18 protein-coding genes and 1 pseudogene are annotated in these 20,444 nt (G+C 50.0%); 5 read left to right on the forward strand and 14 right to left on the reverse strand.

What is annotated here, in order from left to right; all coding sequences use genetic code 11:
* Positions 1-259: 259 nt before the first annotated feature.
* The 9 genes from NNX04_RS20995 to NNX04_RS21035 form a co-directional block, all read right to left on the reverse strand.
* A complete protein-coding gene (locus NNX04_RS20995; protein ID WP_261948550.1) occupies positions 260-2,182 on the reverse strand; it encodes a cytochrome c/FTR1 family iron permease in 1,923 nt (640 codons plus the stop codon).
* 72 nt (positions 2,183-2,254) lie between these two features.
* Complete coding sequence (locus NNX04_RS21000; protein ID WP_261948438.1) at positions 2,255-4,297, reverse strand: heavy metal translocating P-type ATPase; 2,043 nt, start codon at positions 4,295-4,297, stop codon at positions 2,255-2,257.
* Between the two features lie 101 nt (positions 4,298-4,398).
* Positions 4,399-4,815 carry a hypothetical protein gene (locus NNX04_RS21005; protein ID WP_151031841.1) on the reverse strand — a complete coding sequence of 139 codons (417 nt, stop codon included), beginning with the start codon at positions 4,813-4,815 and terminating at the stop codon, positions 4,399-4,401.
* 73 nt (positions 4,816-4,888) lie between these two features.
* The gene (locus tag NNX04_RS21010) at positions 4,889-5,203 is read right to left on the reverse strand and encodes a P-II family nitrogen regulator (protein WP_151031840.1); all 315 of its coding nucleotides are present in this window, start codon (positions 5,201-5,203) and stop codon (positions 4,889-4,891) included.
* Positions 5,204-5,291: 88 nt separating this feature from the next.
* Positions 5,292-8,408 (reverse strand): efflux RND transporter permease subunit, encoded by a 3,117-nt coding sequence (locus NNX04_RS21015; protein WP_151031839.1) that lies wholly within the window; start codon positions 8,406-8,408, stop codon positions 5,292-5,294.
* Positions 8,409-8,458: 50 nt separating this feature from the next.
* On the reverse strand, positions 8,459-9,478 hold the full coding sequence (locus tag NNX04_RS21020) for an efflux RND transporter periplasmic adaptor subunit (protein ID WP_261948439.1): 1,020 nt from the start codon (positions 9,476-9,478) through the stop codon (positions 8,459-8,461).
* Positions 9,475-10,749: a TolC family protein gene (locus NNX04_RS21025; protein ID WP_261948440.1), complete on the reverse strand. Its 1,275-nt coding sequence runs from the start codon at positions 10,747-10,749 to the stop codon at positions 9,475-9,477. Before NNX04_RS21025 ends, NNX04_RS21020 begins: the two co-directional genes overlap by 4 nt.
* Positions 10,750-10,831: 82 nt before the next feature.
* Complete coding sequence (locus tag NNX04_RS21030; protein ID WP_261948441.1) at positions 10,832-11,305, reverse strand: hypothetical protein; 474 nt, start codon at positions 11,303-11,305, stop codon at positions 10,832-10,834.
* A 74-nt stretch (positions 11,306-11,379) separates the two neighbouring features.
* Positions 11,380-12,045: a cation transporter gene (locus tag NNX04_RS21035; protein WP_261948442.1), complete on the reverse strand. Its 666-nt coding sequence runs from the start codon at positions 12,043-12,045 to the stop codon at positions 11,380-11,382.
* Between the two features lie 81 nt (positions 12,046-12,126).
* Between NNX04_RS21035 and cadR the strand changes: the two genes are divergently transcribed.
* From cadR to NNX04_RS21055, 4 genes are all read left to right on the forward strand, one after another.
* Positions 12,127-12,525: a Cd(II)/Pb(II)-responsive transcriptional regulator gene (cadR, locus tag NNX04_RS21040; protein WP_261948443.1), complete on the forward strand. Its 399-nt coding sequence runs from the start codon at positions 12,127-12,129 to the stop codon at positions 12,523-12,525.
* A gap of 305 nt (positions 12,526-12,830) precedes the next feature.
* The gene (locus NNX04_RS21045; RefSeq protein ID WP_261948444.1) at positions 12,831-14,210 is read left to right on the forward strand and encodes a hypothetical protein; all 1,380 of its coding nucleotides are present in this window, start codon (positions 12,831-12,833) and stop codon (positions 14,208-14,210) included.
* A 3-nt stretch (positions 14,211-14,213) separates the two neighbouring features.
* Complete coding sequence (locus NNX04_RS21050) at positions 14,214-14,792, forward strand: hypothetical protein (protein ID WP_261948445.1); 579 nt, start codon at positions 14,214-14,216, stop codon at positions 14,790-14,792.
* A 39-nt stretch (positions 14,793-14,831) separates the two neighbouring features.
* Positions 14,832-14,972: an abortive infection family protein gene (locus NNX04_RS21055; RefSeq protein ID WP_261948446.1), complete on the forward strand. Its 141-nt coding sequence runs from the start codon at positions 14,832-14,834 to the stop codon at positions 14,970-14,972.
* 31 nt (positions 14,973-15,003) lie between these two features.
* Here the strand turns inward: NNX04_RS21055 and cueR are convergent, their stop codons facing one another.
* Positions 15,004-15,396, reverse strand: coding sequence for a Cu(I)-responsive transcriptional regulator (gene cueR / locus NNX04_RS21060; protein ID WP_261948447.1), 393 nt, complete (start codon positions 15,394-15,396; stop codon positions 15,004-15,006).
* 5 nt (positions 15,397-15,401) lie between these two features.
* The gene (locus NNX04_RS21065; protein WP_261948448.1) at positions 15,402-17,843 is read right to left on the reverse strand and encodes a heavy metal translocating P-type ATPase; all 2,442 of its coding nucleotides are present in this window, start codon (positions 17,841-17,843) and stop codon (positions 15,402-15,404) included.
* Between the two features lie 160 nt (positions 17,844-18,003).
* On the opposite strand from NNX04_RS21065, the gene NNX04_RS21070 reads away from it, so the two are divergent.
* Complete coding sequence (locus NNX04_RS21070) at positions 18,004-18,207, forward strand: heavy-metal-associated domain-containing protein (RefSeq protein ID WP_261948449.1); 204 nt, start codon at positions 18,004-18,006, stop codon at positions 18,205-18,207.
* 173 nt (positions 18,208-18,380) lie between these two features.
* Here the strand turns inward: NNX04_RS21070 and NNX04_RS21075 are convergent, their stop codons facing one another.
* From NNX04_RS21075 to NNX04_RS21090, 3 genes and pseudogenes are all read right to left on the reverse strand, one after another.
* Positions 18,381-18,755: a DUF305 domain-containing protein gene (locus NNX04_RS21075; protein ID WP_261948450.1), complete on the reverse strand. Its 375-nt coding sequence runs from the start codon at positions 18,753-18,755 to the stop codon at positions 18,381-18,383.
* 553 nt (positions 18,756-19,308) lie between these two features.
* Positions 19,309-19,587, reverse strand: a pseudogene (locus NNX04_RS21085) (efflux RND transporter permease subunit); the annotation flags it as partial.
* Between the two features lie 125 nt (positions 19,588-19,712).
* Positions 19,713-20,354, reverse strand: a complete 642-nt coding sequence (locus tag NNX04_RS21090) for a DsbA family protein (RefSeq protein WP_261948453.1) — start codon at positions 20,352-20,354, stop codon at positions 19,713-19,715.
* Between the last annotated feature and the right edge of the window lie 90 nt (positions 20,355-20,444).

The raw sequence follows: 20,444 nt of genomic DNA on the forward strand, positions 1-20,444 counted from the left end.
AGCATGGATATTAGCTCTCAACAACAGTAGAAGCTTATTTGTCGGTATCGACCGGTTTTATTGCTTGGAGGCATTAATTGCATTGGTCCTGTCGAAACAAGTCGCCTCAGAGTGATACGCTCAAAAAAACAAAAAGCCCGACGATCTCAAGAATGGTCGGGCCTTTAAACTGTGGTTTCACTCTGCTTTTTCAAGCAGCTTTATATCGTTTTCTGTGTATTCCATCCCGTAAATATATTTCCTGAATCTCAATCATTTTTTAAGTTTTGATCTTCCTACGGTAGGTTTTAAGCCAATTAACACTGAAGTATCCCCATGCTATCAAAGCAACCGCTATCTGTGCAGTAAACGTCTCCAGCGTCGGATAAAGTCCGAGCCATTCTACGCGCGGAGTAGCAATTAAACTTACACTAATCCATCCTGCTTCTTGCAACGCTGACACACCTTTGCCAGTCAATATTACTGCTAGGATCATTACCAGAATGGAAGTGAAAGAGAAGAACTTCTCTAACGGCATGCGTGCGGTGGTGCGTAACAATATCCATGCAATCACAGCCAATAATAATACTGCTGTGAAAAAACCGGCTATAAGTGCTTCACTATTTCCATCTGCTGCCAGAGCGGAATAGAACAGCACAGTTTCAAAAACTTCTCGATACACCGCGATGAACGCCAGCGCAAATAGCGCCCATGCTGATCGACTCGAAACCGCCGCTGATAATTTTCCTTTCAGATAATCTTGCCACTTACCCGCACTGCTTTTTTGATGCATCCATAGCCCAACACTCAGCAAAACGACAGCGGCGAGTAATGACCCAACACCCTCGGTCACCTCGCGGTTAGCACCACTGATTCCTATCAAATAAGTTGCTACCACCCACGTCAGGACTCCCGCTATCAAGGCGCTTATCCATCCCCTGTGAACGTGGCGGAGCGCATCGGGTTTATCAGTCTTTTTCAGGAATGTGATCATGCCGATAACAATTAACAATGCCTCAACACCTTCGCGCAAAAGAATGGTGAGCGCCCCGATGAAAGTAGTCGCAGGGTCTGCTTTTGCTTCTTGTAATACGCCATCAACTTGCGAAAAAAGCAGCTCCAATTGGATGGCCGCCGCTTCAGCATCCTCGATTGTTCCTTTGGCAACCGCTGAGCGATAGTCGAGCATCGCTGTTTCAACAGCAATCATCAGTGTGCTGTCGCGAGTGGCGACTATGGGCTCAAGTGGTTCGAAACCATCCAGATAGGCCGACAAGCTCAAACGGGTAGCAAGATTTCGATCTCCGGCTCGCACAGCGGCGAGACTTTCTGCAAGACGCAACCGCGATAACGCCAAGCCTATGGGTTTATTTGCTTCTACTACAGTGGGATTGGCCCTGAGGTATGCCGTTATAGTATGAGCTGTACTTTCTTTTACTGTCTCGGCCAGACCTGCCTCGGTGATCGTTGTAAGCGCGGTTAAATCGACGAAGCGGCCCTTTATCTGATCATGGTTGTTAGCCCACAGTTGTTTACCGTGTTCGCGCATGGTCTCATCGTGGGAAAGTGTTCCGATATAAAATGCGAGCGACCATCGATCTTCTTCCGATAGTGAATTAAAACTCACCATCGAAGTGCCTTCCACACCTTGGGAAATTACTTGGTAGAGAGCCATCAGACTCCTTGTACGAGCACGCTCCGCATCCGTAAACGCAATCGGTTTAGGTTCCAGGTTTTTTGCAAGCAAACCATCGCCTTTTCCTTCTGCTCCATGGCATGAAGCGCATTGCGCTGCATACAGAGATTGACCACGAACAAGATCGGGAACAGTTCTTGGCGCTACCGGAAAGGGATAGGCGGTTATCAAGAGTGCGTTTGCTTGTTGCGCTAGTTGGGCGACGTTTTTACTCGCTTCCTTCCGCAGAACAGCTGCTCGCAGTTCAGCTATCTTGTCGGCAATATTTTGTTTAGATTCATGCTCGGGTAACAACTGTAATTGCGCGCCTGCGTTCTCCGTGAAATCCAACATTTCAGCATATTCGGCTTCGCTGATGATGACGCCGTCTGCAACCGCTCCACTGTAGTCAACCGCGACGTAATCAAGCAGCTGCCATAACTGCTTCGAATCTCCGGGAGCAACACTTTGTGCAAATGCAGAACCTGCAATAAGAAACCAGGTTACAACAACACTGACGATACACATATGGAAACGTTTCAAATCATTCACCTTTATTTTTACCTTCGAGCTTAGGGAGTGGGCAGATATAAATCAGTATCAAAATTTCATCCGCTGAATTCGCACCGCATTTAAAATGGCCAGTAATGCCACACCAACATCGGCAAAAACAGCTTCCCACATCGTTGCCAAACCACCTGCACCCAATATCAATACCACCACCTTTACACCGAAGGCGAGGGAAATATTTTGCCAAACGATGCGTTTAGTTTGCTTGCCGATAGCAATGGCAGTGGGAATTTTGCTGGGTCTGTCATCTTGAATGACGACATCGGCTGTTTCGATAGTTGCATCGCTGCCTAAGCCGCCCATCGCTATACCGACATCGCTCAATGCAACTACGGGTGCGTCATTAACACCATCCCCTACGAAAGCAACGGTTTCGTTTTGCGCTTTGATTTCTTTTAGCTTGTTAACTTTATCCTCGGGTAACAAATCGCCAAACGCGTTTTTGATACCTAATTTTTGCGCAACAAATTGCACCACAGAGCTTTTATCACCACTTAGCATTGTGATGTTAACGCCGAGTTGTTTAAGCGTATCTATTGTTAATTGCGCGTCCTCCTTTATGCTATCAGCAATGGTCAAATAGCCTGCGAATTTACGGTCGTAACTGATGGCAATAACCGTATGCACAATGCTGGCAGGATCTACATCGTATTGAACAGAAAATTTGTTGAGCAATCGAAAATTTCCAACTAGCAATTCTTTACCGTTGATTTCAGCTTTAAGTCCGTGGCCAGAGATTTCTTCCACATTGTTCAATGTAATATCGGTATCAATAGCACCAACAAATTGACTGATGGCGGTGGCTACTGGATGCGTACTTTGACTTTCCAGTGCATTGACCATGTTGAGGATTTCATCTCGATTGAAGTCAGGCTTGAGATTTACTTCTTGTACTTTGAATGCGCCCTCCGTCATGGTGCCAGTTTTATCCATCACCACGTTTTTAATAGTTGACATGGTGTCCAGGAAGTTGCTGCCTTTGAATAAAATTCCATTTTTACTTGCAGCGCCTATGCCCCCAAAATAGCCGAGCGGAATACTGATTACCAAAGCACAAGGGCATGAGATCACCAGGAAAATCAGTGCGCGATACAACCATTGGCTGAACACATAAGTCTCAACAAAAAAGTACGGCAACAGACAAATCACAACACCTAATACAACCACAATCGGAGTGTATATTTTGGCGAATTTACGGATGAACAATTCGGTGGGAGCTTTTTGTGCAGAAGCGTTTTGCACTAGTTCTAAAATTCTGGACAGCTTGCTGTCGCTATAGGCGGCGGTCACTTTGACTTGCGATACCACATTTAGATTAATCATGCCTGCTAAAACAGTCTCACCTTTGGTTTTGGTGTCAGGATTACTTTCACCTGTCAGTGCTGCTGTATTGAAGGAAGCGGTTTCGGATAAAAGCGCACCATCCAAACCTAATTTTTCACCTGCTCTAAGCTGGATAATATCCCCAATGCTGACTGTTTCTGCTTTCAGCATAATTGCTTGATTATTTCGTAATACAGTTACTTCATCGGGGCGTTGGTCAAGCAGTGTTTTAATATTGGTTTTCGCTCTTTTGACTGCAAGAGTCTGAAATACTTCACCTACGGAGTAAAACAACATCACGGCAACACCTTCAGGGTATTCGCCAATAGCAAAGGCGCCAAGAGTTGCAATGCTCATCAATAAAAATTCAGAAAATACTTCACCTTTGACAATGTTCTCAACCGCTTCTTTTAACACAGGTAGACCAACAGGTAAGTAGGCAGCAACGTACCAACCAATGCGCAGCCAGCCAGTAAACCAAGTTTGCGGAACATAATTATCCAGAATTATCGCAATTAGCAATGCAATTAAACTAATCGCAGCGGGTAGAAACAGTTCGAAGTTACGGTCGCTACTGCTGGCATGATTATGGTCATCATCATCGGTATGCTGTTCGTGATCGTCAGCCGCACAACAACAATTTTTCACGGATTTGTTTTTTATTAGCGCATCAGCCTGGACATTTATTTTTCCTTCTTCTGTGCAGCACAGTTGTTTTCCCTGTGCATCGTAGCTGTGTGTATGTTCCATAGCGTTTTTCCTTGACTCGAAAAATTGCGATAAAAATGGGCGTCATTAATAGTGCTGACCCAGCACCAGCTCACAGTAAGTAACGTGGGCATGAAAGACGATCAGTGAGCCTCATGCGGCTTTTTTTGATAACTGGCTTTAATGATCAATGCCTGTTGGTGAATGTCATTGATCACTACCGAAAAAGATCCTGTACGTCGGGTATTGGGGCCGTAATGCAGGTGACAGGGTGAATAATCTGTATTGAGAGTTTTTAATAAAACACCTTGGGTATCAAGTATGCGAAGCTGCAATTGTCCGCAAGCGATATGCGGTCTTTTTTGTGTTGGGCCAATGCCACCGCTTATGGTCAACGTGCCGTCGTTAAAGTTGGCTGTCGCATTGCTTAATTCAAGGTTGTGCTGACGCAACGCATCCTCTTCAAACACAATACCGGAGGTATTGGGTACTGTTGTTTGGCAAGCGCTAAGAAATAAGGCAACGACGATTGCAATGAGTATCCGGGAAAGAGTGAGCATAAAAATTTTCCTGTAGTGAATTGAAAGGCGACGGGGAAAAACTTTCCCGTCGCACATTTTTCAGTGCCTACACTTAGGAACCCCCGATGGGCCACGCCTGTTCAATAGCACTCACATAAACCCATCCGGATACATCGGTGCCGATACGACCAGTCTCGCGGATAATGCTGGTAATCGATTCCACTTCCCCGTCTTCACAGGGGAGTGACAATTGCACCTCAGAAATAACTAGCCGGGCTTCTGACGAATAGGTCAATTCAAAATCACCCAACGGTTTAAGTGTGCCTTTGACATCTTGCAAATTGAGATTGCGATAACCAGCATCATTCAGCGCATCAATAACAGCAGTTACCCGCACGTGGTGTAAGAGAGCAGTGATCAGTTTCATAGTTCCAGTCTCCTGACAAAGGCGCGCCTCAGGTTTTCAACGCGCCAGAATTGGGTTGTCACCAGCGCAGGGCTGGTGACAGCTCAGGTTATTGACCTTTTAGTGTTTCGCGATAAGCCATACGGTATAAGCCCGGCAAGACCAGCAGGGTCAATATGGTGGATGAAATAATCCCGCCAATGACCACCGTAGCTAATGGCCGTTGCACTTCTGCGCCGGTACCAGTATTTAATGCCATAGGCAGGAAGCCCAATGCCGCTACCAGCGCTACCATCAATATCGGCCGTAACCGCAGCATGGCGCCCTCGCGAATGGCAACTTCCAATGGTAAGCCGCTCTTCAACCCATCGCGGAATGCCGACACCATCATCACCCCGGTCAATACCGCGACACCGGATAGGGTGATAAAACCTACACCTGCTGTAATCGACAACGGAATGTCCCGTAGCCACAGGAAAATGACTCCGCCCGTAAGCGCCAGTGGAACACCACTGAACACAAGCAGCGCATCCCTGGCCGAACCAAAAGTCATCAATAGCAATGCGAAAATCATCAGTAAGGTCAAAGGCACCAGTAGTGTTAGGCGCGCAGATGCGGACTGTAACTGTTCGAAGGTTCCACCGTAATCGAGCCAGTAGCCTGGTGGCAGCTTGACCTGCTGCGCGATTTTTTCTTGTGCTTCGGCCACAAACCCGCCCAGATCCCGATCACTTACGTTGGCTGTCACCACCAGCCGTCGCTTGCCGTTCTCACGGCTGATTTGGTTGGCACCGGGAGCCAGGGTGATACGGGCAACTTCACCCAAGGGGACATAACCGCCGTCCGGGAGGGGAATGGGTAAATTGGAGAGTGCCTTCAGGTCATTGCGCAGAATTTCTGGAAGCCGGACCACCAGTTCAAAGCGCTGGTCGCCATCAAACATCTGTCCTGCCTCTTCACCGCCCGTCGCGGCAGCCAGCGTGTCCTGGACCTCGGAAATGTTCAGGCCGTAACGCAACAAGATATCCCGATCAGCTTCCACAGAGAGGATGGGTAAACCCTCTGTCTGTTCGATCTTCACCTCTTCAGCGCCCTCAATGCGGTTAAGCACGGCAGCAATACGGTTTCCGGCTGTGCGCAACTGTTCCAAATCGTCGCCATAGATTTTCACACCCAGATCGGAGCGGACACCGGAGATCAATTCATTAACCCGCATCTGAATGGGTTGGCTGATTTCGTAGGCATTGCCAGGGACTTTTTCCAAGGCTTCTTCAATGGCTTCAAGTACCTCCGCCTTGGGCTTGTCCGGATCCGGCCAGTCCGCGTTATCTTTCAACATGACATACCCATCGGAAACATTGGGTCCCATAGGGTCACTTGCCACTTCGGCGGTACCGACCCGGGCAAAAACGGTATTTACCTCGGGTACCGCTTTCAATGCATGCTCCACCTGGAATTGCATCTCCACAGATTGGCTGAGGCTCGTACCGGGAATCCGTAAGGCTTGCACTGCAATATCGTGTTCATCCAGTTCTGGAATAAACTCGGTACCCATGCGGGACGCCAGCCAGCCGGATCCAATCACCAATACCACCGCGCTGATCAGGATGGGTACACGACGGTGAAGTGCCATGTCGAGTGTCGGTCCGTAAGCAGCGCGAGATTTGGCGATTATCCGGCTTTCCTTTTCCTCGATCCTGCCCGTCATACACAGTGCCAGTGCCGCTGGAACGAAGGTCAAGGACAGTACTAGCGCACCGAGTAAAGCCATGATCACTGTGAGCGCCATCGGGATGAACATTTTGCCTTCCACGCCGGTTAGCGCGAGGATGGGAATATTCACCAGGATCACCACCAGCACACTGATAAGACTAGGCGTGAACACTTCACGGGTTGCCCTGAACACTGTTTCCAACCGTTCCTCCAGACTCAGAAGCTGGCCCACATGGTGTTGGCGTTGGGCAAGTCGCAGCAGGCAGTTCTCAACAATGATCACGGCACCATCCACGATAAGGCCAAAATCCAGTGCACCGAGACTCATCAGGTTTGCGCTGACTTTGGTCTGTACCATCCCGGTCATGAGAATGAGCATGGACAGAGGAATCACCAGGGCGGTGAGCAGTGCGGCGCGGACATTGCCAAGCATGACCAACAGCACAACGACGACCAAAATTGCACCTTCCAGCAGATTCTTTTGTACTGTAGAGATGGTCTTTTCCACTAATGCGGTGCGGTCATATACGGCTTCTGCCGTCACTCCATTTGGTAAGGTGCGGTTGATGTCGTCAAGCTTGGCGGCCACAGCGCGAGATACGATTCGGCTGTTTTCACCGACCAGCATGACAGCCGTACCGAGCACGGTTTCCTCACCATCGCGAGTAGCAGCACCGGTACGCAATTCGTTACCCAGCCCCACCTGTGCCAGATCGCCAATCGTCACTGGAACCCCGTCACGACGCCCGATAATCACGGTTTTAATCGCTGCAATATCGGCGAGCTGACCCGGTGCCCGAATCAGGTATTGCTCGCCGTTTTTTTCGATATAACCAGCCCCGATGTTGGTGTTGTTATTTTTGAGTGCATCAACGAGATCATCAAATACCACACCATAAGCCAGCATTAGTGCTGGATCCGGGGTGATATGAAGCTGCTTTTCGAAACCGCCGATGGTGTTGATCTCGGTAACCCCCGGCACCAGGCGTAATTGCGGGCGTATTATCCAGTCCTGCAAGGTGCGTAGCGCCATGGCATCGTAAGGTTCGCCATTGGGTTGACGTGCTTTGGGATCGGCGTGTACTGAATAGTGAAAAATCTCACCCAGCCCCGTTGCTACTGGCCCCATCTCCGGTTCAATGCTGGACGGCAATTGACTTTTTACCTGTTGCAGGCGTTCGTTGAGGATATTGCGCGCAAAGTAAATATCCGTGCCGTCTTCAAACACAACAGTCACTTGGGACAGCGCATACCGGGAGATAGATCGGGTACTTTCTACATGGGGCAGTCCGGCAATGGCCACCTCAACTAGGTAAGTGATTCGCTGCTCGACTTCCAGGGGTGAATAGCCTGGAGCCTGAGTATTGATCTGGACTTGGACATTGGTAATGTCCGGCACCGCATCGATAGGCAGGCGCTGGTAATTCCAGATTCCGGCTACCGCAATGACCACTACGAAAAACAAAATCAGCCATCGGCGCGCGATAGAAAATTGGATCAGTGCATCAACCATTGCGTGTTACTCCTGTCAGGCAGGAGGACACAATGCCGCCGTTATTGTTATTAATCGTCATCTTCAATGCTCTCCTTGCCCAGATCTGCTTTCAGGATAAAGCTGTTAACTGCGACATAGGATTCACCTGCCACCAGACCGCTGACAATTTCGGTGTAACGGTGATCGGTACGCCCGGTTTGAATTGGCCGAGCTTCAAAGCCGTCAGCTTCTTTAACAAATACAACCGTCTCTCCATCTAGGGTTTGCAGGGCTTCATTGCGTACTGCCACGGCGGCCGGGGTTTCCGAAAGAATGACCTCTGCATTCACAAAGTGCCCTGGTATCCAATGGCCTTCGGTATTTTTTAATGAGGCACGGGCAATGATGGACTGGTTGACCGGGTTGGCGATTCCACTCACATACTCCAATCGGCCTTCTGCTTCCAACTGGCGTTGTGGTTGCTGGATAAGGACTGGCTGGCCTGACTTGACCTGACCAACATCCCGGGGGAAAACATTCAAATCTACGGAGACGGTCGCAGCATTCATGATGGTAAACAAAGGTGTGTCTGTGGTTTGTTCACCTACGGCACCCTGACGGTTGGTAATTACACCGGAGACCGTAGCAGTCACGTTGTACACCTTGAGGCTTTCGTTGCTTTCAATGGTCGCGAGCACTTCACCCGCAGAAACATTGTCTCCTGGTTTGCGGGCCAACTGTCTGATAACACCGGGAAAGCGTGCTGCGATATGTTGGAAGCCCTCGGCATTGGGCGTTACGACACCGTACAGCGGCAATGTTTGACGAACGGAAACCGGTCCTGCTTTGACGATTTGAATACCGGCCTTGCGTAATTGCTCGGCAGTCAATTTGATTTTTCCATCCGCCTCATGCTTTTCATCCTCTTCGGATTTTTCATCTTTATCGACCTGTTTGGGCGATTTCTTGGCTCCTTCATGTTCCGTATGTTTCTCGTCGTCCTTATCCGCCGCGTGAGCTACAGGGAGACTGCTTACAATACAGGCCAATGCCAGAACGCAAGCCATGGCTTGCGTCCTGGTCAGCCAGTTCAGATACGATAAATTCATGGTGCAACCTCGGTGTGTTGTTCGGTAAATGCGGCACCTGTCAGCCGCTCCAGTTCAATCCGGGTGTACTGCACACGTTGTGCAGCATCGATTACGGCGAGTTGTGCATCCAGCAGCTCCCCTTGGGCGAGGGTCAATTCCAGATAGCTGTACCGGCCCAGATCAAATCCTTGGGCGGTCTCATGTCGCGCACGTTTTAATGCCGGTACCACCCGGGTACGAAGCATTTCAAGTTCGCTCACTGCTTGCTGCTGCTCTTCAAAAAGACCGGCCAATTCAGCCTGAAGGCGAACACGCGCACTAAGGTGGGCTTGTTCGGCTCCGGATTGTTGCGCTGTTGCTGTGGCGATGGCGCCCGTAGCGCGTTTTGTTGTACCTAGCGGCATACTCAGGCCAACTACAGCCGCTGAGTCACCGGTTTCTTCAAGCCGTCGGATACCTGCACTCCATTCCAGATCTCCCCGCCGGTTCGAACGGGCTTCGCGCAGTTCTGCTGCCCGTAAGTTAATTTCGGTGGCCAGCATGGCCAGATCCGGGTTTGCATCCAGGCGCGACTCAAGCTCGGGCAAGGAGATCGATGGAGGTAACGCGTACAAGTCACCTTGGGCAGTCTGGAAGTCAGGGGTGGGATCTGCCCAATAACCCGACAATCGAAGGCGTTCACTGCGAACCTGCTGTTTGGCTTGCTGTAAGGCAATTGAGGTGCGAGCCAGTCCAGCTTCAGCGCGCAGCAGCTCTGCTTCCGGAATGCGCCCGGCTTGTACCAATTTGCGAAGGGAGTCCATGGTATTGCGGGCAAGTTGGTCGGCTTCGGTGCGTATTGCCAACTGCTCTTGCGCGGCGACCAGTTGCAAAAATTGCCGGGTTACATCCGATAGCAAATCCAGCGTGAGTAGCCGTTGTTCAGATTGCAATTGTTGCTGCCGCGCCGTGACCACGCCCAAACGGGCATCACGCTTATCGCCCAACTCGATCACCGAGGAGACGGCGATAGTCAATTCGCTGGCTTGTGTACCGCGCAGCTCTCCGGAACCGGCAACATTTTCGAGTTCAGCCGCGAGCCGATATTCCGGACGCAATGCGGCTGTTTGTTGTTCGCCTTTCAGGGCGTCTTCCTTGAATCGGTATCCGGATAGCTCAGGGTTGTATTGGAGTGTTGCCTTAAGAGCATCGTCCAGTCGGATCAACTCCGTGGGTGCTGCCGTTACCCAAGGGGAATAGCACAGGATTGTGATCGCCAGACGTGCGATCACGGTAGAAAAAAAACGCATGGTGTTACTCCAGCCTCAATGACATTTAACTCAATAAGCGATGCTTATTAGAGTGTGTAAGGATTTCCGAACAAGGAAACAATCAGGCGTGGATATATGGCGGAGCACGCAGCGGTGGGCGCAAGCCCGACTGATGACGAATCGGGGGATGAGGAATTGGTAGCGCGGATAATGCAGGCAAACCTACAGAAAGTACAATCAGGAAGACAGTGAGCAATGGCCCTAGCACATCCCACTGATAGGGTTTGGTGGAGAGCGATTGTGACTGGTTTATATCGACATCCTGGTCTGCGTCTCCAGCTTTACTCACCGGGTGACCATCCATTACATCAATGTGAAAGGATACGGGTGGTTCATTGCCATCGAGACAAAAATACCCATGCACACCTGCCCAACTGGTCATTAGCCAAAGCAGTGTGGACAGTAAAGCCCAATACTTATAACGCAGGAAGTAATTCACGTTACTTGTTTGTTCCCAAAGAGTTGACTGGATTATGGCAGTAAATGAGCGATTATTTCCAGTAATCACTACCATAGTATGAAAAACGGCACTCAAAATTACAGTTCCTGGTCACTGCATTGCCCGTAACGAATATTTGCTCGGAAGTCTTCCTGTACACAGCAATCATGTTAGTGGTTCTCACTATTTTGTGAGGATCCACAAGGTTTATCGCAACAGGAGGGTTTTGGAGTGCTGTGCTCTTTCAGCTCCCGTTTGGCATCGCTCAATATCAGCCAGGCGCCGCGCAAAATGAGGATGACAATCAGGCTGCCGATGACAATGTCCGGCCACCGTGAACCCACCCAGGCCACGAGCGCACCGCTGATAATCACTCCAAGGTTCGCCAGTACATCGTTGGTAGAAAAAATCCAGCTTGCCCGCATATGCACCTCGCCATGACGGTGCTTCTGAATTAATAACAGGCAGGTGACGTTGGCGGCCAGCGCAACCAGCCCCATACCCATCATGAGGTGTGATGCAGGGTCGCTGCCAAACGCGATGCGCCGGATAATGTCGATCAGGATGAATATGGCCAGCAATAACTGAAAATAGCCGCTGATTAATGCTGCTCTGGCTTTATCGGTGATGGCTCGGCCAACAGCATAGAGTGCAATGCCATACACAATAGCGTCTGCCAACATATCGAGGGAATCTGCAATCAGCCCGGTGGATTGGGCAAACCAGCCGACCCCCAGCTCTAGTACAAACATGACCGCATTAATACCCAGCAGCCAATACAGAACGGTTTTCTGGTCACCGTCTTTCAACTCAACTTCACAATCGCAATCACTCATGGCGCTGGCTCTTAACTAGTCAAGATACGTATAGTGACTATAAACTCTATAGTCACTATAGGGTCAAGTGGAAAACATCACATGAAAATTGGTGCCTTGGCGAAGCAAATAGGCTTATCTGTTCAAACGATCCGGTTCTACGAACAGGAAGGGTTGGTATCAGTTCCACAACGGACCGAAGGTAACTATCGCCTCTACGATGCAGAGTCGTTACGGCAGTTGGGGTTTATCAAACAATGCCGAAATCTTGGACTCACGCTCGATGAAATACGTGAATTGATTCGGTATCAAACAACTCCTGATGAGGCCTGCGGTGAGATTAATAGAATTATTGATGCACATGTGCAGGAGGTAGACTCTCGTATTACTGAATTCACCGCATTGCGAGGTCAATTAAATGCATTACGTATCCAGTGCAACACAAACAGAGTGGTTAAAGACTGCGGTATTCTGCACGCCCTTACCAAAGTCGAACAGTAGGGATTAGCAGCATGACGACCCCTCGTCACAACAATCATGGCTGTTATTGGTATAGGCTGCCTCAACCGAGCTGAAAACAATGGCAAACACTAAATAGCGCAATTTTTCAAAGTTGACAGGTAACCATCTACCTTCTGGTGATTGCTCTCTGGCATAAAGCGCTTTCATCCAGGGATAGCTCCGCCTCTCTCGATTATCAGATTCTCCGCATCGTGATAACATAGTTGCCACCACTTACAGTGATCGTCTATAAACGAGGTCTGCGCCGCGTGCGTGCAGTTACCCAGTCTTAAGGAACGGTCCCCATGGTGCTCCACAAACTCCTCAACAATGCCCTCGCGTCGCAGTTGGAAATTGACGGTGTAAGTATCACGCTGACGCAGTGCCAGGTGAGTAATCCGGTCATCTTCCAAGGCTCAGGCAAAATCTTTCAAGACAGTGAAGGACGTCTGACATTACAAATGATTCATGTCGGTACACCGGAACAGTTGATGTCGCAAATGACCACCGATGAGGCATCGCTGGGTACACTTCCGGGAACAATTATTCCGGATGATTATTATTTTGACATGGTATGCACAGATGCTTTCGGTGTTGAGTGGACGGCAGAAAAAATAAACCTGTCCAAAAACCATTATTATTTTCCTACCAACAGCGTTGTGATCAAGCCTCACTTGTACGCGGTCACTCGCAGGGTTGCTATCAAAACGCCCCGCGAACACGACACGCTGCAATTTGTTATTCCTTATTCCGTAGAACTTCCGTGTAACGAATTTGAACCCTACGGTAACGGTGGCAGGCGTCGATCCATCTTTAACGTGCAGCTCGATGCGTTCGACATGACGATAAATACTGCGGAAGAAAAATTGGTAATATCGGTAACCACACATCGTGCAATGCCTACTGATACGTTATCCAAAGCGATTCTGAGTGGCCTTTCAATATTGGTGGGACGGCAGCTGATGCCGTTAACTACAGAAATTCATGAAGGTTCCCTCGCGTCCATCGACATAAAGTCGTTAAAGAAAATTTCCTCGCATGGACTTCCGCGCCCGTTTCAATCAACCTTTCCCAACAGTTATGGCAACGCGCTACAATTTCTGGATCATTACATCACTGCCTATTTACAACATCCTGATCAGCTGGCGGAGTTTTATGGTTATTGGCATAAAATATTCGTGGCACATGGCGCGAGCCTGGAACTGTGGGCGCTTGCGCTCACGACGTCAATCGAAGGCATATTTAAACAGCATTTTGCTCCACTGTTGAAGCATGATGCTGCGTATGAAGAAAAATTAAATGCGTCAATTGAAAAATTAAGAAAAACGGATATTGATACTGACGTAATGCAAAAACTGGAAAACACATTAATCAATTTCAAACAAAAAAATATCACGGCAGGATTGCGCACTTTTGTGACCGAAAAACCTCTGTTCAGTCATTGGCCAACGGATTGGTCGAAGCTGCGCAATCAAGCGGCGCATGCCGATATTTTGGAAAACTCACCGAACAAAGTGCAAAAATATTACGACAGAACCTTTACCTGCCTTGCAATTTTTTACCATCTTCTTGCAGTAACGATTCACTACGACGGAGCGTTGATTGCCTATGGGACTCCGGGTTGGCCGGAATTACCCTGGACGAAACCCACGTCGGTTCCTGATGATCAACAGCAGGAGTATTGACCTGTGACAATGATTCCTAACTCTGTCATGAGTACGGTAGCATCGGTTCTCTCGCAGTATTATGTGAGCCATTCCAAAATCAATTTACTGTTCATGGACGCTGGTGCACCGGGGGACCCGCCTGAAGGAAATTTGGAGACAAAATGTATTCAGTGGTTCAAGCGCTGTAATGAGGACGAGGTGTTAAACCCACTGGGTGTGTTGGGGTTTTGCATCCAAACGCTGATGGATGCGGATCCATCCATTGATGAACGGATCAGTACGGCGCAACACCGCATTGGCGACAGTCTTGCGAAAAACCAATTAGGTTATCAATTGAATGGCGTTGTCACGGTGGCGGGCGCGGGATTAACAACCAAAACGCTGGCTGATTTTTTTATCAGGGGGACTTTGCGTCTATTGAAGCAGAATTTACGCGTGCGATTACCCACTTGCATGCAGACCCACACGCGGCCATCACGGCGGCGAGTTCCATCATCGACGCTTTATGTAAAACCTATATCAATACCTTCGCATTGGATATGCCCTCAAAGCAATCCGTGGCTCCCTTATGGCGGGTCATGCAAGAGCATCCGGGTTTAAATATTGATGCACTGTTAGCCGGATGACCAGCGAAAAATTTTGCAAGGGCTTTCGGCGATTGTCGATGGCGTCGGCGCTTACCGAACCCATATCGGTTCAGCCCATGGGCGGGGCTTGCAGCCCCACCTATCACCATGGCGGAAGCCCGTCTTGCTGTCAACGCCTCACACAGTGTGGTGACATTTCTCATAGAGCGGTGGCACTCACGGGATTAACACGAGTGTGCAAGGCCATTGATAATCGGGCAGTCAGGACGCTGATCGCCTTGGCAGTGCGCGACCAGTTTCTGGATAGTATCCCGCATCTGCGTCAGTTCAAGAATTTTGGCACTGAGCGCGTCCAGGTGATGCTGCGCCAGCACTTTTACATCCGCGCTGGCGCGATCCTTAGCTTGCCAGAGGGACAAGAGCTGTTCGATATCGTTAAGCGAAAAACCCAGTGAGCGTGCACTTTTAATAAATCGCAGGTTATGCAAATCCGTTGACGAATACTGCCGATAACCCGCTTCCGTGCGGTGCGATTGCGCAATTAGCCCGATGGTTTCGTAATGCCGAATCATTTTTGCTGTCACACCCGTGGCTTTCGCCGCTTGCCCGATATTCATAGTCGCTACCTCAGCGTGGTGGATGCTGGTTTTTTTACAGTTGAACCGGGTTTCCAGCGCTTCAACAACAGCGCGTTACTGACAACACTGACACTGCTAAACGCCATGGCTGCACCGGCGATGACCGGACTTAACAAGCCCAGCGCCGCCAGCGGAATTCCTACCAGATTGTAAATAAATGCCCAAAACAGGTTCTGCCGAATTTTCGCGTAGGTGCGACGCGAAATATCGATAGCATCGACTACACGCTCCGGATTACTTTGCATCAGGGTAATACCGGCCGTATGCATGGCCACATCAGAACCACTGGCCATGGCGATTCCGACATCCGCCGCCGCCAACGCGGGCGCATCATTGATCCCGTCTCCGACCATTGCCACCACGGCATCCCGTTGTTTCAACCGACTTACAGCCGCTGCCTTATCGGCGGGTAATACATTCGCGAAGTAATCCCGAATGCCCAATGCCGTTGCGACCGCTTTGGCGCTGCCTTGGTTATCGCCCGTAATCATGACGGCATTAATGCCCAGATGGGTAAGGTTGGCTATCGCCGACTGTGCCTCCGGTTTGATTTGATCACCGAATGCCAATAAACCGATGAGTTGACTGGTGTCGCCAACACGTGCCAGCCAGGAAATGGTATTACCATCGGCTTCGAGTAAATCTGCCCGGGCTTTCAAAGGTGACAGATCTACCGCTAGTTCATTCATCAAGCGAGTATTGCCAAGATTTAGTAACGCCCCGTCAACAAACGCGGCAACGCCACGTCCGGCAAGTGCTGTGTGATTAGCAACCGTCGGTACGTCCAACTGTTGCTCCCAGGCAGCGGTAGTGGCTGCTTGCGCCAACGGGTGGTCACTACCGCGCTGGAGCGCCGCTGATAGGCGCAGTAATGCATGGTGGTTATCATCAACGGCTTCATATGCAATAAGGCGTGGCTTGCCCAAGGTTAAGGTACCGGTTTTGTCGAACACCACCGTGCTAACCCGATGGGCGATTTCCAGCGCTTCGGCATCCTTAATCAAAATGCCGTGCTGCGCCGCTACACCCGTGCCCGCAATAATAGCAGTAGGTGTGGCAAGGCCAAGCGCACAGGGACAGGCAATAACAAGGACCGCCACGGCGTTGATGATCGCTTGCTGGACATCGCCGCTGTGCAACCACCAGCCGACCATCGTGAAAAACGCTATACCAATCACAACAGGAACAAAGACGGCGCTGACTTTATCGACTAACCGCTGGATTGGCGCCTTGGCAGCCTGTGCGTTTTCAACCAGTCGAATAATGTTAGCCAAGGTGGTTTCTGCGCCCACCGCCTGTGTATTGATCAAAACTAATCCTTCAGCATTGATCGCCCCGCTGGTCACGGTGTCCGATACCTGTTTAGTCACCGGCAGGCTCTCGCCGGTGATCATGGATTCATCCATGTGACTTTGCCCCTCCAAAATAACCCCGTCTACCGGTACCCGTTCACCGGGTTTTACGACTACGTGGTCTCCGGGCTTCACCTGCTCAATAGGCGTTTCGATATCCCGCTCACCCCTGCGTACCCAGGCCGTTGCCGGTTGCAGGGCTTGCAACGCGCGAATCGCCGTTGCGGTTTGATGCTTGGCACGGCTCTCAAGCCATTTCCCCAGTAACACCAGCGTAATCACGACCGCCGAGGCCTCAAAATAAAAGTGGCTGCCACCGTGACCTGCATGGGGCGAAAATAATTGATAAACGCTCAATCCGTATCCGGCACTGGTTCCCAGTGCCACCAGCAAATCCATATTGCCTGCACCGGCTTTTAGTGCTTTCCATCCGGCTCGATAGAAGCGTGCACCCAGCCAGAACTGAACCGGTGTTGCCAATGCCCACTGGATCCAACCCGGGATTGCCAAATGGATACCCGCCAGTGCCACAATCATGGGAAGTACCAGCGGCATCGACAATAATGCCGCGATGACTAAATGCCGACTATCGCGATTTTGCCACCACCCCGTGGGGTGAGACAGTGCGGGTGCGGATAAAATTGTACCGGTACTGGCTTCATAGCCAGCCTTCTGAACGGCGGCAATCAAGATACTGGTCGCGATTCCCGTCAGGGTATTGATATGGGCTTTCTCCGTCGCAAGATTTACTGATACCGCAGTGACCCCGGGTACAGCCTTCAGTGCTTTCTCAACGCGACCGACGCACGACGCGCAGGTCATGCCCCCGATAGCCAGCGTGACCTCCGCAGTGGCCAAGGCGTAGCCCGCTTTTTCCACGGCCGCTATCAAATCGTTTACGTGAATGCCCTTGTCGGCAACGACATGGGCTTTTTCAGTCGCGAGATTGACGCTCACGCCGCTTACCCCGGGCACACCACTCAAGGCTTTTTCAACACGTCCGGTACAGGACGCACAGGTCATCCCCTTGATAAGCAGATCAAACGACGCAGATGGGTTAGTTGACGGGTTCATGAGTTCTTCCTCGTAAATGGGATGCATCCAGTGTCGACCTTACCCTCGTGGTAAGGTCAAGCGCTTGCGCTATTTTTTTGAGAAAGGAAATAAATGCTTGACCTTACGACGGTAGGAAGCGTGAGACTGGAGATCCTGTTAACTGCTGTGGAGTAAGACTATGACAACTTTGTTCGTAAACAGCATGAGCTGCGGCAGCTGCGCCAGACACATCACCCATGCGGTGAAGACGCTGGATCCCGATGCGCAATTGACCATCGATTTACCCGCACGGAAAGTAAGCATCGCGAGTAGTAAATCGACAGAGGAGTTAGTGAACGCCGTTAAGGCACTGGATTACGAAGTGAGTGTTGTTGAGGAGTAAACACGCCGTTTTATGTTGAGATGGCTGGAGGATTTTCCAGGTCCGGTTCTTTAAGGGGAACCGGGTCACCGGATGAGCAGCGCCCCGGGGGCGCTGTCACACCTGCGCGGAGCCGGAGCACTTCCCGAGCCCAGGCGCGTAGAGTGCACCTATTGGCTGGGTCAGCAGCTGATTTATTTTGATTTCGGGGAATGCGCCGCAAGCCATTTGTCGAACTCGGCAATTTCTTTTTTCTGCGCTTCCACTATTTTTTTAGCAGCGGCACGCATGTCAGGATCTTTGCCTTTTTCGATTTCTTTCTGAGCCATTTTTACACCTTGTACATGATGCATGCGCATCATCATGGCGAAATCATAATCTTGATCTCCAGTCATTTTCATCTGTTTATGATCCATGTCCATGTGATCCATTGACATGGTCTTGGCCTCTGAAGACATTGTATCGGCGTTAGCCGTCAATGACGTTGATAACGCGGTTACGATAAGTCCTGTGAGCACCAAGCTTGATGCGGTGCCGCGAGCAAATTTCTTAAGTTGAAGTGAATACATGATAAACCTCGGTAGTTGGGGGAAAAGTCAGGGTTTCGCAGTCAGATATCAATGCGTGTGAGAGGCCATTGCGGTACAACTCTCAGCACAGGTTCGGCAGGCAGAAACGCACTCGTCCATTCCGCCGACTTCCTCGCAGCTATCGGCACACGCGGTGCATATTTCTGCACACACCTTGCAAATATCTCCACTGTATTTCGAACCACTTAATTGGAAACAGACCGAGGTTTCGCAGATTTTGGCGCAGTCCAACATCAAGCGGAAATGCTCCGGTTCCAGATGTTTTCCTCCCATGTTTAAACAGTGCGTCATGGCGGTTTGCAAGCAGGTTTTATGGCAGTTTGAACAGTTATCGATACACGTTGAGTCCGTTGTCATATGGTTCATAACATTGCTCCTGTCTAATCGGCTAGGTGATGCTGTTTTTCAACAGGAGGACAGGAATACGCCCGAACAACGCATTTAGCTGTGCGCTGGAACACATAGAAAATAATCAGTGTGCTGAGTTACATTAACTATACGAATGACGCATGAGTATGATGAGCCTACACCGTCATTCCACACCGATCTGATTCGCCCGAATTGTCCCGACGCTATCGCCATCAACGGTTGAGTTGCGCAATAGCCTAAACGTTACGGCAGCACAAAGAGCGACAATAAGGGCGCCGTTAACATGCCCCCACCATTGGTGCTGCAATCGGCTTGTGATTTCCGAACCCGTACTGCTGCCTAAAAGTATCGGCAACAAGCCGGCAACAATCACTGTCACCGTCATCATTTTGGGACGTATCCGCAAGACAGCACCTTCCTGGATGGCATCAAGCAAATCCTCTTTGTTGTTGTATTTGCCTCAATGCGCCGCTGCCAGGCCTGTTATGGCAGTGACTATAACCAGAGCAGGAAATCCAGCGTATCGGCCTCATTTTATAGGGTGAATCCTCGTTTCCACATTTGGACTTACTCCTGGTGCGTATTGGAAATATCGGCACGGGTTGTAGAGGACGTAGCGCCTTTCAGAGCCTTTTGTATCAACAATTCAAATTGGGCGCTGTTTTTGATGCCTGTCACCATAAGGCCGTTGATAATGAATGTCGGCGTACCTCGCACGCCCAATTCGGCAAATGCCTGCTGTTGCTCATGAACCACTGAGCGTTCAGACTGCGGATCGTTTAGGCACGCACGAAAAGTCGTTCGATTAAGCCCGATTGCTGAAGCCTGCTCGATAAGAGCATTATCCAGTTCCTCCGCTTGCGCCCAGCTTTTAATCGATGTGAACAGTTGATCGAGCATTTGGTAAGAGTGGTCCCCCGCGCAACTCGCTGCAACGGCTCCGCGCATAGCAGCCGCGCTCGTTGGATAATGGCGAAAGATAAATCGAACCTGCCCATTGTCGATATGTTGGGCTCTAACGGATGGCAACACCTCTCGATGGAAACGAACACAGTAATCGCAAGTAAGTGAGCCGTACTCAATAACTGTTACTGGTGCCTGTGCTTCCCCCAATGCAATTTCTGCATGGGTGAATGTAGAAAATACGGATGCCATTAGTAGCGAGCCCATCAGCGCTGCGGTGTAGCCGTTAAATAATTGTTTTTTCATGAGGGGTCCTTATTCTCCAGCACATTAAGTTTGGTGAAATGTTTCTTGAGCCACCGAATATACGCTTCCAACACAGGGTAAGCATCCGGC

Source organism: Cellvibrio sp. QJXJ, assembly GCF_024452345.1.
GTDB lineage: Bacteria > Pseudomonadota > Gammaproteobacteria > Pseudomonadales > Cellvibrionaceae > Cellvibrio.

Coding starts and splice junctions, on each gene's coding strand:
- cadR (WP_261948443.1), top strand. CDS start 12,127: ATGAAAATTGGTGCCTTGGCGAAGCAAATAGGCTTATCTGTTCAAACG.
- NNX04_RS21090 (WP_261948453.1), bottom strand. CDS start 20,354: ATGAAAAAACAATTATTTAACGGCTACACCGCAGCGCTGATGGGCTCG.
- NNX04_RS21075 (WP_261948450.1), bottom strand. CDS start 18,755: ATGTATTCACTTCAACTTAAGAAATTTGCTCGCGGCACCGCATCAAGC.
- NNX04_RS21015 (WP_151031839.1), bottom strand. CDS start 8,408: ATGGTTGATGCACTGATCCAATTTTCTATCGCGCGCCGATGGCTGATT.
- NNX04_RS21025 (WP_261948440.1), bottom strand. CDS start 10,749: ATGCGTTTTTTTTCTACCGTGATCGCACGTCTGGCGATCACAATCCTG.
- NNX04_RS21065 (WP_261948448.1), bottom strand. CDS start 17,843: ATGAACCCGTCAACTAACCCATCTGCGTCGTTTGATCTGCTTATCAAG.
- NNX04_RS21020 (WP_261948439.1), bottom strand. CDS start 9,478: ATGAATTTATCGTATCTGAACTGGCTGACCAGGACGCAAGCCATGGCT.
- NNX04_RS20995 (WP_261948550.1), bottom strand. CDS start 2,182: ATGTGTATCGTCAGTGTTGTTGTAACCTGGTTTCTTATTGCAGGTTCT.
- NNX04_RS21035 (WP_261948442.1), bottom strand. CDS start 12,045: ATGAGTGATTGCGATTGTGAAGTTGAGTTGAAAGACGGTGACCAGAAA.
- NNX04_RS21000 (WP_261948438.1), bottom strand. CDS start 4,297: ATGGAACATACACACAGCTACGATGCACAGGGAAAACAACTGTGCTGC.
- NNX04_RS21070 (WP_261948449.1), top strand. CDS start 18,004: ATGACAACTTTGTTCGTAAACAGCATGAGCTGCGGCAGCTGCGCCAGA.
- NNX04_RS21010 (WP_151031840.1), bottom strand. CDS start 5,203: ATGAAACTGATCACTGCTCTCTTACACCACGTGCGGGTAACTGCTGTT.
- cueR (WP_261948447.1), bottom strand. CDS start 15,396: ATGAATATCGGGCAAGCGGCGAAAGCCACGGGTGTGACAGCAAAAATG.
- NNX04_RS21045 (WP_261948444.1), top strand. CDS start 12,831: ATGGTGCTCCACAAACTCCTCAACAATGCCCTCGCGTCGCAGTTGGAA.
- NNX04_RS21005 (WP_151031841.1), bottom strand. CDS start 4,815: ATGCTCACTCTTTCCCGGATACTCATTGCAATCGTCGTTGCCTTATTT.